The organism is Bacteroides luhongzhouii (genome assembly GCF_009193295.2).
In the GTDB taxonomy this organism is placed as follows: domain Bacteria; phylum Bacteroidota; class Bacteroidia; order Bacteroidales; family Bacteroidaceae; genus Bacteroides; species Bacteroides luhongzhouii.
In genome coordinates this window covers 5,547,810-5,560,741 of sequence record NZ_CP059973.1, presented here as the reverse complement: position 1 = coordinate 5,560,741, position 12,932 = coordinate 5,547,810, and the positions used below count along the sequence as shown (strand labels likewise).

Annotated in this window: 9 protein-coding genes; 2 read left to right on the top strand and 7 right to left on the bottom strand. The window is 44.2% G+C overall.

The features are described 5' to 3' along the window. Positions 1–81 precede the first annotated feature (81 nt). Complete coding sequence (locus tag GD631_RS21280) at positions 82–1,614, top strand: methyltransferase RsmF C-terminal domain-like protein (RefSeq protein ID WP_143257895.1); 1,533 nt, start codon at positions 82–84, stop codon at positions 1,612–1,614. Here the strand turns inward: GD631_RS21280 and GD631_RS21275 are convergent. The 6 genes from GD631_RS21275 to GD631_RS21250 form a co-directional block, all read right to left on the bottom strand. Further along, positions 1,611–2,438, bottom strand: a complete 828-nt coding sequence (locus GD631_RS21275) for a hypothetical protein (RefSeq protein WP_143257896.1) — start codon at positions 2,436–2,438, stop codon at positions 1,611–1,613. The genes GD631_RS21280 and GD631_RS21275 overlap by 4 nt on opposite strands. Positions 2,439–2,626: 188 nt before the next feature. After that, entirely contained in the window at positions 2,627–3,811 is a 1,185-nt protein-coding gene (locus GD631_RS21270) for a TolC family protein (RefSeq protein WP_143257897.1), read from the bottom strand. Between the two features lie 91 nt (positions 3,812–3,902). Then, positions 3,903–7,001: an efflux RND transporter permease subunit gene (locus GD631_RS21265; RefSeq protein WP_143257898.1), complete on the bottom strand. Its 3,099-nt coding sequence runs from the start codon at positions 6,999–7,001 to the stop codon at positions 3,903–3,905. A gap of 77 nt (positions 7,002–7,078) precedes the next feature. Next, on the bottom strand, positions 7,079–8,314 hold the full coding sequence (locus GD631_RS21260; protein WP_143257899.1) for an efflux RND transporter periplasmic adaptor subunit: 1,236 nt from the start codon (positions 8,312–8,314) through the stop codon (positions 7,079–7,081). A gap of 86 nt (positions 8,315–8,400) precedes the next feature. Beyond that, positions 8,401–8,811, bottom strand: coding sequence for a DUF6769 family protein (locus GD631_RS21255; protein ID WP_008024755.1), 411 nt, complete (start codon positions 8,809–8,811; stop codon positions 8,401–8,403). A 100-nt stretch (positions 8,812–8,911) separates the two neighbouring features. Then, complete coding sequence (locus tag GD631_RS21250; RefSeq protein WP_143257900.1) at positions 8,912–10,549, bottom strand: ABC-F family ATP-binding cassette domain-containing protein; 1,638 nt, start codon at positions 10,547–10,549, stop codon at positions 8,912–8,914. 118 nt (positions 10,550–10,667) lie between these two features. Here GD631_RS21250 and GD631_RS21245 point away from each other — a divergent pair, with 118 nt between their 5' ends. Then, the gene (locus tag GD631_RS21245; protein WP_143257901.1) at positions 10,668–11,066 is read left to right on the top strand and encodes a response regulator; all 399 of its coding nucleotides are present in this window, start codon (positions 10,668–10,670) and stop codon (positions 11,064–11,066) included. 240 nt (positions 11,067–11,306) lie between these two features. Here the strand turns inward: GD631_RS21245 and GD631_RS21240 are convergent, their stop codons facing one another. Then, a complete protein-coding gene (locus tag GD631_RS21240) occupies positions 11,307–12,923 on the bottom strand; it encodes a SusD/RagB family nutrient-binding outer membrane lipoprotein (RefSeq protein WP_143257902.1) in 1,617 nt (538 codons plus the stop codon). Positions 12,924–12,932 lie beyond the last annotated feature (9 nt).

The following is a 12,932-nucleotide window of genomic DNA, read 5'->3' as shown; positions in this document are numbered from 1 at the left end:
GTCTGTTAGACGTAGTTAATATCATAGAAAGTTGCAAAGAGACGAAATATTTTTGATATTTGCGGAAATTTATCACGAGAAATGGAATTACCTGCTTCTTTTATAGACTATACCCGCGCCCTGCTGGGCGATGAAGAATACGCCAAATTAGCTGTTGCCATCCAACAAGAACCACCTGTCAGCATCCGGTTGAATGATGGGAAATTGAAAACTGAAAATGGAAAATGCACAATTGTACAGCAAGCAAGTTGTGCTACTGATTTTCAACTTTCAACTTTTAATTTTGAATTAAATCAAGTCCCTTGGTCTTCCGAAGGGTTTTATCTGGATGAACGTCTCACTTTCACGTTTGATCCATTGTTTCATGCAGGCTGTTATTATGTTCAGGAGGCTTCTTCTATGTTTGTGGAGCAGGTGCTCCGGCAGTATGTTACCGGACCGGTGAAGATGCTGGATCTTTGTGCAGCTCCCGGTGGAAAGTCAACTCATGCCCGCAGTGTGCTTCCTGAAGGGAGTTTGCTGGTGGCTAATGAAGTCATTCGGAACCGTTCGCAGATCCTTGCGGAGAATTTAACGAAGTGGGGACATCCGGATGTGGTAGTAACTAATAATGATCCGGCAGATTTTTCGGCTTTGCCGTCTTTCTTTGACGTGATTCTTACAGATGTTCCCTGCTCCGGTGAAGGAATGTTTCGTAAAGACCCTGTCGCTGTAGAAGAGTGGAGTCCCGAGAATGTAGAAATCTGTTGGCAGCGGCAGCGGCGGATTATTGGAGATATTTGGGACACGTTGAAGCCTGGGGGAATTCTTATATATAGTACGTGTACATTTAATACGAAAGAAGATGAAGAGAATGCACGTTGGATTCAACAAGAGTATGGAGCTGAACCGTTAACTGTGCAGATACAGGAAAACTGGAATATAACAGGAGATCTCCTGGCGGATAACTGTGATGGTTCTAAATCTTCTATTCCTGTCTATCATTTTTTCCCTCATAAGACGAAAGGAGAAGGTTTTTTTCTGGCAGCTTTTCGGAAACCGGAGACAGGAGACGAGATTCCGGTAGCTTCTTTCTCGAAGGAGAAAGCTTCTAAAAAGAAAGATAGGAAAGGGGGAGCAGCATCTTCTCCTGTTTCGAAAGAACAGCTGAATATAGCAAAAAGTTGGCTGAATAATGAAAATTCGGACCAGTATATTTTGTCGGCGGAAGGAACAAGTATCCGGGCTTTTTCACGGCATTATGCTGATGAATTAATGGCGATGAAACAATGCCTGAAAATCGTATCGGCAGGAGTGGAGATAGGAGAAGTGAAAGGAAAGGATTTGATACCTGACCATGCATTGGCGATGTGTAGTTCACTTTTATGCCGGGAAGCTTTCGCTACGGAAGAAATAAGTTATAAACAGGCCATCACTTATTTACGAAAAGAGGCCATTACCTTGCCGGTAACAGCCCCTCGTGGATATGTTTTGCTTACGTATCGGCATATTCCTCTCGGATTTGTGAAGAACATCGGCAATCGTGCCAATAATCTCTATCCGCAAGAATGGCGTATTCGTAGTGGATACTTGCCGGAAAATATACGCATATTATCGGAAGACACTGTTGATTAAGGCAGTATTCCTGCAGGTATTTCCTGTTCGGAAAGGGTAAAACTCAATTGTCTGCCTGTGCCTGGTTCGCCTCCAGCGAGCTCTTCCAGCGTGTAGGAGGGAGGTGGCACAGGTGATGTCCGTGTTTCTCCGATGGGTGGAGTATTCCAATTCAAATTTAAGCTTTTATCCAGCCGGTGAAATGCGTATGTATTCCCCCACAAGATGAATTTATGATCGGAAACAGGTGTTGCTGCATCTTTGGAAAAGGTGAGGGTCAGTATGGCTTTCTCATTATTTCCTTCTTCTTTTTCCAGTTTATAACTTCCTTGAGTTATTAAGGTAAGTCCGGATGAAAAAGCTGTTTGTTCTCCCTGTTTGAAAAAATAAGCATCCCGTGCGTGGTTGTTGATTAGAAAAATGTCGGAAATACCAGGCAAAAGATTTGCGTCTCCGTTTGGTAAGTTAGACAAGTAGCTGCGGAGCAACTTTATATCTTCGTAATTGTCGACAACCTTGATTGGCAGGGTGCAGGTCTCTTGTGTAGCGTTATCCGTTACTTTTAGATAAGTTTGCCCGGTGAGAATACCGGTAACATAAATCATACGTCCGGCAGGTACTCCGGTCCAGCCGGTTTCGGTTCCTGCGCTTGCGATGCGTGTGTCTTTAACTTCAAGCGAGTAATCACCATTTCCGCTTTCCAGTCCAAGGTAACGTCTGCCACCCATGGGTACTTCATATTCACTGTTGTAAAAACGAAGTGGATTTTCTTCATCCTCTTTACATCCACTGAATAGTGTAAGGATGCAACATAACATTAATAGATAGAATTGTTTAGGTTTCATAATCTGTATTTTATGTTCGTTGCAAATGTAACATATTATTTTGAAATATTTAGTTGGAACTTGAAGAAAATGAGAGGGGATATATATGGGCACGGATTACATGGATTATGCTGTTGCTTTATGGCAATCATATTTCTAAAAGCCGTGAAATCCGTGTAATCCGTGCCTAAAGGGCTTTATGTACTTATTTACAGCTTACTCTTGTAAATCCGTGCCATTGCTTTCTGGTACTGATTTTCCAGTTGCAGATAATTTTGATGGCTTTGGTAGATGACAGAAACTTCAACGAAATATTCGATCATGCTAATCTGTCCACCTGTCAGAGCCTGTTTCAGCAGTGACAGATCTTGTTGCGACTGGAAAGTCTTGCTATATTCTTCCATCGAAGCATGCAGTGTTTTTGCTTCCCGGTAAAGCTGTGCCAATTCAGATTCCACTTGCAGGGTAGCATTATCCTTTTGCAAATCAATGTTAAGAGCTTGTGCTCTAGCGATTTTTACTTTATTCCGATTTTCGAATAGCGGGAAAGAGAAACCTACCACTACACCGTTGAAAGGTACGCCTGTTTCTGTGTTCCGACGGTAGCCGAGTTCCAGTTTTGGCAGCCATTGGGATTTATTGACAGCAATCTGTTTACGGGCGACAAGACTCTCGTTGCCGAGTGCCATAAGAGTACGGTCCGTTGCCATGACTTCCGACTTCAATATTTGATAATCAGTGGGGAAAGGTATAGCCGGATATTGGTTTTCCTCGAAAACTACCGGAATATTACCATTCAGCGTATTCAGCTCCTGCTGTTTGTTGCGGAGTGCTGTTTCGTTCAGAGACGCTTCTGTTCTGACATTCAACAGTTCCAAATTGATTTTGTTGGTTTCGAGAGCATTTGCATCTCCTGTTTGAAGACGTTTGGCATACATCTTTGCAAGTTCTTCCGCATTGCGGAGGCGTTCTTCCAAAATATGCTTTTGCTGACGAAGCATGATAATGTCTAGGCAAAGTTCTTTCGCCTGTAACAGCTTCTCTTGACGGAAAACATCCGACTGACTGTCAAAAGCTCCGGCTTTCAGACGGTTCAACTTGTTACGTGTAGCATATAAACTAGGGAAATCAAAGCTTTGTGAAACAACCAGTTCGCCGATTGTTTCGCTTTTATCTTTCGCTCCCCATAGATGTGCGTAAGAAAGAGTAGGATCAGGCAGGTTATTATCCGTTTTAGCTTCCAGCTTCTGCGAAGTAATCAGTTGCTCGTTTGCCTGCAACTCCTTATTGTTCGTTTCGATATTCTTCAATACCTGTTCAATTCCGTTTTGGGCTTGCACTTCGCCTATGGTTAAGAAAAGAAGTGCAGCACTTATGGTCATGATTTGTTTCATTTCTAATTTCTTTATTTATTACAAGCTATTGTTGATAGATACTTTATGATAAGGCATCTATTTGGTTGGCTCCGAGGAAAAACATTACCCGCTACAGGCTTTCCTGGGCCTTTTTCCGATGCATCATCAGATAAACAATCGGAACGATAAAACCGTTCAGAAAAGTAGACGTTAATAATCCTCCTAAAATCACTTTTGCCATCGGACTTTGAATTTCGTTACCGGGCAAGTCGCCGCCCAGTGCCAATGGAATCAGTGCCAGTGCAGAAGACAATGCTGTCATCAAAATCGGATTCAGACGGTCGAGAGAACCTTGAATCACACTATCATACACATTCAAACCTTCTTCCTTTTGCAAATGATTGTAGTGGCTGATGAGCAACATACCGTTACGTGTTGCAATACCGAACAAGGAAATGAAACCGATGATAGCCGGAATACTGACCTCTCCTGTTGTAATCACCAAAGCAAATACACCACCGATCAGTGCCAGCGGAAGATTCAGCAAGATGACACCAGACTCTTTCACGCTACGGAACTCATTATACAATAATAGGAAGATTACTACGATGCTGATAAATGAAGTCAGCGCCAATGTCCGGCTGGCAGCCTGTTCACTTTCAAACTGTCCGCCATATTCGATGTGATAACCTTCGGGCAATTGTACCGATGTGTCAATGCGCTTCTGAATATCATTTACGACACTACGCAAATCGCGGTCGGCCACATTGGCAGAAATCACAATTTTACGTTTTACATTCTCGCGGTTGATCGTATTTGGTCCCATGGCTGATACCACTTCGGCTACATAGCTCAAAGGAACTTTCCGGCCGTCGTTCGTGTCTACCATTAAGTTGCGGATTTTTTCTATTTCATCCCGGGCATCATCCTTTACTTTCACGATCAGATCGAAACTCTTGCCTTGTTCATAAACCTGCGAGATCACTTTTCCAGCCAAAGCAACGTTCACATATTCCGAGAACTCCGGCAGAGTAATACCGAACTTAGCCAACATTTCCCGTTTAGGTTGTATTTTCAGCTGTGGACGCTCAATCTGTTGCTCCACGTTCAGGTCGGCAACACCGGGAATATCACTGATAGCTCCTTTAATTTGATTACCGAGTGAGAACATCTTATTCAGGTCGTCTCCGAACAGCTTGATAGCGATATTCGCTTTCGTACCTGATAACATAGCGTCGATACGGTGACTGATTGGTTGTCCGATTTCTATATTTGCTCCGGTGATAGTACTCAATTTCTCACGTACATCCGCTACCAGTTCACTGCGCGAACGATCTTTCAGTTCAAACGGAGCTTCTATTTCGGAAACGTTTACCCCTAACGCGTGCTCGTCCAGTTCGGCACGTCCCGTTTTTCGGGCTACGGTTTGTATTTCGGGAATCGTCATCAATAACTCTTCTGCCCGCTGTCCCATTTTATTGCTTTCTTCCAGTGAAATACCCGGTAGAGAACTGATATTGATGGTGAATGACCCTTCATTAAAGGAAGGAAGGAAACTGCGTCCGAGTGTAAAGAACACTCCGAGCGCAACCACAAAGAGTGCGATCGTACTTCCAAGTGTCACTCGTTTGTGTGTCAGCACCCAAGTCAATGCCTTTTCATACCCCCCTTTCATCCAACGAGCAAGGGGAGCTTCTTTCAGTTCCTTGTTTGTCTTATTGCTTCCTAATAGATAAGAACAGAGCACCGGAGTCAGCGTCAGAGCAACTACTGTCGACGCGAATAATGCCACGATAAAGGCAACGCCCAGCGGAACCAACATTCTGCCTTCCATTCCGCTAAGGAAGAACAACGGGACAAAGCTGACAACGATAATCAGTGTAGAATTAAGTATAGGCATCCGCACCTCTTTCGAAGCATTGAATACCACCTCGAGTGTACTTAATCTTTCCGCTTCTGCTTTCTGACGGTTCTCACGCAGTCGTTTATACACGTTTTCCACATCGACGATGGCGTCGTCTACCAACGAGCCGATGGCTATCGCCATACCTCCGAGACTCATGGTGTTGATTGTCAGTCCCATGTAGTGTAGGGTCAAAATCGAAACGAGCAGGGAAAGAGGCAGTGTTACCAATGAAATCAATGTAGTGCGCACATTTGCCAGAAACAGGAAAAGTACGATTACTACGAAAATACCTCCTTCAAAGAGTGATTTTTTCACATTGCCGATGGAGCTTTCGATAAAGCGGCTTTGACGGAATATGTCCGTTGAAACTTTTACGTCCGGTGGCAGGTTTTTTTGAAGATCTTTCAAAGATGCTTCCAGTTTATCTGTCAGTTCCAGCGTACTGGTAGCCGGTTGTTTGGTAATGGTCATCAATACGGCCGATTTTCCACGCTCGGAAGCAGTTCCCAGTTTCGGAGCTTTCGGTCCGATGGTTACGTCTGCAATATCTTCCAGCGTAACAGGGAAGTTGTTCACTGTCTTTACTACCGCTTTGCCAAGTTGCTCTGTTTTAGAAGTTGAAAGTACACCACGTACGATATATTCATTTCCAAATTCGTAGAGCACGCCTCCGTTTGCGTTCAGGTTCATATCCTGTGTCGCAGCCATCACTTCTCCCATTGAAATACCGTAATGACGCATCCGTTCGGGATCCAGCTGAATCTGATATTCTTTGATATCTCCTCCGAGCACGGCAACCTGCGCCACTCCTCCGGTAGACAATAGACGGGGACGGATAGTCCAGTCGGCAATTGTACGAAGATCGAGCATTGAAGTAGAGTCGGCAGTCAGACCGACAATGAGCATTTCGCCCAAGATGGAAGATTGTGGTCCGAGTGTCGGTTTACCGACGTTGACCGGCAGTGATTCACTGACCACAGCTAATTTCTCGCTAACAATCTGGCGAGCGAGATAAATATCGGTTCCCCAATCAAATTCTACCCAGACAACGGAAAATCCGTTGGTAGAAGAAGAGCGGACACGGCGTACACCCGTAGCTCCGTTTACGGCAGTTTCAACAGGAAAAGTGACGAGCTGTTCAACCTCTTCCGCAGCCATACCGTTGGCTTCGGTCATGATGACTACCGTAGGTGCGTTCAGGTCGGGGAATACGTCTACTTCCGTATGCATGGCGGTATACGTTCCCGCAATTAGCAGGAGGATGGCCGCGCAGACTACAACCAATCGGTTGTGTAGGGAGTAATGTATAATTTTATTAAGCATGATATTTCATTAATTGAGAGTTATAAATAACTTGATAGATGCGCCGCAAGAAAATCCGGCTGCGGCACCTCGCCGCTTTAATGTTCGTGACTATGTGCCGGGATGGCATTGCTTGCGCTTGCCAGTCGAACCTGATAAGCACCTTCGGTCACTACACGGTCGCCAGCCTTCACTCCGGTCAGGATCTGAACACTTTTACCGTTGTCGGCTCCTATCGTTACTTCCTGTTTTTTATAACCCTCTTCGTCCAGTTGCAGGTAGATAAAGAAGATACCTTGTTCCTCTGTCAGTGCCGTGCGTGGGAGAGAAAGTACGTTTTCCATCGTTGAAGAAAGCAAGAACACCTCTACGAATGATCCGGGGATCACTTCCCCTTTATTGTCGAACTCAAAAGTGACAGGCACATAAAAAGAGTTGTCTCCGGCAGCTTTTCCAAAAGAGAGAAGTTTGCCGTTCAATGCTTTCAACTCGTACACCTGATTATTATAAGGAGTCTGGAAATTGGCGGAACTGATTGTACGGAGGTATGGATAATACTTTTCCGACACTTCGGCACGGAGGAAAAGACGACGATTCTGCGTTACGCTCACCAGCGGTTGCCCGATGGTCACGTAGTCACCTTCTTTCACAAGAATGCTTTTTACATATCCTGCAATAGGAGCTGTAATACTTTGGCCGATAGCCGAATGATTCTTGGAAAGGGCTTCGTAACTAAGGCGGGCATTTTCATAACTTTGCTCTGCCTGTGCAAAATCCTTGTCAGATACAATCTTGTTTTTAACAAGCTCTTTCATACGTTCGTACTCCTTCTTAGATACCTCGTAGGCAATGCGGGCACGTTGTACCGGATCACCGTCGGCGATATTCTTTGAAGAAATGGTGACTAGCGGCGTGCCGCTGCCGACGCTCATTCCTTCCGTTACTTTTCCACGGAAAGATACAACGCCGGCCACTGTAGCTACGGCAACCGATTCATCACCTTGGGCAGCCAGCACCTGTCCGCTGGTTTTAATCACTTGCCGGAAAGGTGCAGGTTCGATAACGCTCACCTTAACGCCGGCTGCTTCAGCTTTTGCCTTCGGAAGGATGATTTCATCAGTGTGCGCTTCGACAGACTCGTTATGTTCATCGGCCGCTTCATGGTTGTGTTCTCCGTTACATTTGCCTTCATGAGAATGTTCGGAACCCTCTGCCTCGTGATTATGTCCTTCTGTGGCATGATCGTGTTCATTGTGTGTGTGTGTGACGGTACTATTATTACAGGAACCCAGCACGAATAAGCCTAGGATTCCTACGAAAATAAGTTTTTTCATAATGATATTTTCCTACTAAATTTTACTGTTTTTTGTACGCTACAAAGATAAGGTAACGTAAATGCGACTGATTTGCATTCACGCTTTTACGCAAAAACAGAGTAGGGAGGGGCACGAAGAGGAGTGGCACGGTGTATATCCGTCCCATGCAGAGAGTCTCGGTAGACGTAATAGTTCTTGATCCGTCTCTCTTGTGGCCGTAGTAGATGTTCGATGATTACATCCGTGAACAGGGTAGCGATGAATACGTAATCCGGTCCGCTATCCGTATGTACGGATGGAGTAGGAGAGTAGAAACGAGTCATACATTCGCTGCTGCAACATGAATCGTTTCCCGGGTGATGATGATGCGTGGGACATTGCTGTTCTACAGGCAAGTCCTGCTTCATGCAAATCATTCCGTTGGGATGATGGTGATGGGGAATAACGGCTGCCACCAACATTATAATGTTGATTAAAAACAGCAGAGTTACTATAATTCTTTTCTTCCCTTTCATCCTTTCTTTTAGAGGTTATCAGCTTTTTCAGAGCATTTAAAATGCAAATATACAAATACTTTTATTCCGCCTGCAGCCGATATCCTCTTTTTATTATTTATTATTTCTTTTCCAGTTCTTGCAACGAATCCATTTTCTTCTTTTCGAGGAATTCATAGATACCGCAAAGATGTTCCGTCACCTTTTGATTTCCGAACTCATACACTTTGGTTACCAGTCCGTCGAGGAAATCACGGTCGTGTGAAACAACAATCAGTGTGCCGTCAAAATCCAGCAAAGCCTGTTTCAGAATATCTTTCGTCTTCATGTCCAGATGATTCGTCGGCTCATCCAGAATCAGGAGGTTAACAGGTTCCAACAGCAATTTAATCATGGCAAGGCGGGTACGCTCTCCACCCGAAAGCACTTTTACCTTCTTCATCGATTCCTCGGGACCACCAAACATGAAAGCACCCAGTAAATCACGGATCTTGTTCCGGATATCCCCCTTGGCTACATCATCAATCGTTTGGAAAACCGTCAGGTTTTCATCCATCAATGAAGCTTGATTTTGGGCAAAGTATCCGATTTGTACATTATGTCCGAGAGTCAGTGTACCGTCGTGCTCAATTTCTTTCATGATACATTTCACAAGAGTAGATTTACCTTCACCGTTTTTACCGACAAAAGCTACTTTATCACCACGCTCAATCGTCAGATTGGCGTTGCGGAACACCACTTTTTCTCCGTATGCCTTTCCAACACCCTCCATGATAACCGGATAACTGCCCGAACGGGGTGAAGGCGGGAATTTCAGTCGCAATGCAGAAGTATCTTCCTCATCGACTTCGAGCAATTCCAGCTTTTCCAGCATTTTGACGCGGCTCTGTACCTGTAATGTCTTTGAATATGTTCCTTTGAATCGTTCGATGAACTCCTTTGTTTCAGCAATAAATTTCTGCTGTTCGTCATAAGCCTTCTGCTGTTGTTCACGGCGGTCCTTGCGCAGTTGCAGATATTGGGAGTAATTCACCTTGTAATCATAAATACGTCCCATCGTCACTTCGATGGTGCGTGTTGTAATATTATCCACGAATTTACGGTCGTGGCTGATTACGATAACTGCTTTTCCATTATTAATAAGAAAATCTTCCAACCATTGAATAGATTCAATATCCAAGTGATTCGTCGGCTCATCGAGCAAGAGGACGTCCGGTTTCTGCAACAGCAACTTAGCGAGCTCGATGCGCATCCGCCATCCACCGCTGAAGTCACTCGTCTGGCGTTGAAAATCACTCCGGGTGAACCCTAATCCGAGCAATGCCTTTTCCACATCCTCTTCATAATTAGTCGCGTCAATCGAATAAAACTTCTCGCTCAAGGCAGACACTTCCTCGATCAGCGCCATGTAACTGTCGCTCTCGTAGTCCGTCCGTGTTTCGAGCTCTTTGTTCAGTTTTTCAATCTGCGCTTCCATTTCATGCAGATGTGAAAATGCCTGGGCCGTTTCGTCAAACACTGTTCTTCCGTCTTCCGTCATCAGATGTTGAGGCAGATAGGCAACTACGCAATCTTTGGGCGCGGAAACTTTTCCACGTGTCGGTTGTCGTACGCCTGCCAAAATTTTCAGCAGCGTACTTTTCCCCGCCCCATTTTTACCCATCAGTGCGATGCGGTCTTTTTCATTAATTACGAAAGATATATCACTAAATAAAGCAGTGCCGCCAAACTCTACGGCTAGTCCGTCAACAGAAATCATACTATTCTTTTAAATTGAGGCGCAAAGATAGCGAAATATATGAATCTTTTTTATAACTTGCGGGCTGAAAAGGGAGATTGATCCAAAAAAACAGATAAAAAAACAATATATAAGCGATATGGAAAGCGAACAAATGAATGAATTCAGACCCTTAATTTTGGTGGCTGAGGACGATGACAGCAACTTTAAATTAATCAAGGCTATCATAGGCAAAAAGTGTGATATCGAGTGGGCTAAAAATGGGCAGGAAATGGTGCAGTTGTTTCAACAGCATCAGGAAAGAGCCAAAGCAATGCTGATGGATATCAAGATGCCGGTGATGAATGGATTGGAGGCAACGAAGATAATTCGTGAGTCTAATACCGAAATTCCTATTATCATGCAGACAGCCTATGCTTTCAGCTCGGATAAGGAAAACGCAATGAACGCAGGAGCAACTGAAGTATTGGTAAAACCTATTACCTTGAGTATTCTCCGCACTACTTTGAGCAAATATTTACCCGATTTGCAGTGGTGAAATTGATTCGTACGGGATTTTTTAAATTTATTTAAAAGGTGCTTAAACATTAAATACGGAATAAAGTAGAAAAAGAGTATGACCGGGTAGAAAAATGGTATGGAACATTCATCTGATGAAATTGGATAAAATAAAATAGGCGAACCTCACGGTTGGCCTATTTTTGTTCGCCTCTGTTAATTTGTTAGAGTACAGAGACGACTCCATGTAAAGTCTCTCCTTTGAGAGATTTTAAGTTCATTATTTGTTTCCGCCAGCCCACCAGACAGCTTCGCTATATACATACTGGCCATCACCGAAAGCTGCTTTCACTTCAGGATTTGCCAATACGTCGTCTGCTCCATAACCGAAGCGCAATGGGAACTTATTGTTGTTCAACGGGTTTTTCAGTACAATGAAATTTTCTCCTGCACCTTTCAAACGACGGTAGTCGTTATAGGCTTCCAGTGATTCGCCGGATGCACCGAAGAAAGCGAGGTATTTCTGTATCATTGTTTCTTGCAAAGGGTTGGCATTGAATAACGGTTCTACTTCGTCTGTGAAATAGGCTTCTGCCACATCTGCACCCAAATCACTGTCACCATCTGCTACCCAAGTATCAACGGCATCTATAATTGAGTTTTCCAGATTCTTGAATCCGGCAGTGATTGCCTCCTTTAAAGCAGTCTTAGCTTCGTCCAGTCTGCCTCCTAAGCGGCATAATGCTTCTGCTTCGAGGAATTTCACTTCGTGATAACTGATTAAAAGGGTAGGAGCCGACATTGCCCATGATATCATTGACATACCATAATTGTTCTGCAACTCTTGCGGGGTTCCGTTAGGAGCCGCTTTGATACTTGCGATGTCTGTAGCTTGCGTACCACTTGCATAGCCGGCAGGGAAGTTTCCGCTGGGGTCGGGTTCCAGAAACGCCTGCGGTGCTCTAGGGTCATTGCGTTCAACAAATTTTTCAATCAGACTTGCGCTAGCTGCCAAACTGTTACGGCTGTAGCTAAAGGCCCAAAGCGGATTTAGCTGTGAGTCAGCATCATAAATAGCCAGTTTACATTCTTCACTTGCATTAGCAAATGATTTGCTCACATAAGTGAGAATATTCTGAAGATCTGTTGTCTTGTTGGCACTTTTATTGAGCAAACGCATTGTATAACGTGCTTTTAACGCATAGGCCGTTTTGAGCCACATACTTGCTTGTGTACTGGTGTTTGAGCCATAGATCAAATCTTTAGAACCGACTGCGCCGGATAACCCTGTATCTTTGGCAGTACCGTTATTCAGTAGAGTGATAGCATCATCCAGATTCTGCATTACTTCTTGGTAAATGCTTTCCTGCGTATCTATTTTAGGCTGCATATACATTGGTGTGCCGTCCGGATTGAGGATACCAGTCTGGCTGTACGGTGTGTTTCCGAACACATCGGCTGCCACTGCTCCGTTGTAGGCGAGCAAGATTTTAGCAATCGCTTCCGTCACTACATTTCCTTTTTCCGAGGGATCTTCTTCGCACTTTTTGATAACGATTTTAGCGTTCTTGATATTTGCGTAGACGTTGATCCATGCGTTATTGTAAGTAGTAGCCGTTGTAGGCTCTCCGCTACGTGCTTCCGCACGGTAAAGCTGGTTTGATATACCAGTTTCATGTTCCATGTAAACAGAGGAATAGAGTGAAAAATCTCCTCCCACAGTGCTAAATCCAGTGTTTACACCTAAGTCTGTTATCAAAAACTTAGCGGGTGCATCCAACGGATTGTTAGGGTTTTCATTGATTTTATCCATTGCATCTTCCGTACAAGCAGAAGCAATGGCAGCAGTCAAGAAAGAAACTGCCAGCAATTTTCCTATTGATTTATATTTTTTCATTGTCTTGCA

What these genes read in the sequence shown, in the direction of transcription:
- GD631_RS21280 (WP_143257895.1), top strand. Translation starts at nt 82, where the DNA reads ATGGAATTACCTGCTTCTTTTATAGACTATACCCGCGCCCTGCTGGGC.
- GD631_RS21275 (WP_143257896.1), bottom strand. Translation starts at nt 2,438, where the DNA reads ATGAAACCTAAACAATTCTATCTATTAATGTTATGTTGCATCCTTACA.
- GD631_RS21270 (WP_143257897.1), bottom strand. Translation starts at nt 3,811, where the DNA reads ATGAAACAAATCATGACCATAAGTGCTGCACTTCTTTTCTTAACCATA.
- GD631_RS21265 (WP_143257898.1), bottom strand. Translation starts at nt 7,001, where the DNA reads ATGCTTAATAAAATTATACATTACTCCCTACACAACCGATTGGTTGTA.
- GD631_RS21260 (WP_143257899.1), bottom strand. Translation starts at nt 8,314, where the DNA reads ATGAAAAAACTTATTTTCGTAGGAATCCTAGGCTTATTCGTGCTGGGT.
- GD631_RS21255 (WP_008024755.1), bottom strand. Translation starts at nt 8,811, where the DNA reads ATGAAAGGGAAGAAAAGAATTATAGTAACTCTGCTGTTTTTAATCAAC.
- GD631_RS21250 (WP_143257900.1), bottom strand. Translation starts at nt 10,549, where the DNA reads ATGATTTCTGTTGACGGACTAGCCGTAGAGTTTGGCGGCACTGCTTTA.
- GD631_RS21245 (WP_143257901.1), top strand. Translation starts at nt 10,668, where the DNA reads ATGGAAAGCGAACAAATGAATGAATTCAGACCCTTAATTTTGGTGGCT.
- GD631_RS21240 (WP_143257902.1), bottom strand. Translation starts at nt 12,923, where the DNA reads ATGAAAAAATATAAATCAATAGGAAAATTGCTGGCAGTTTCTTTCTTG.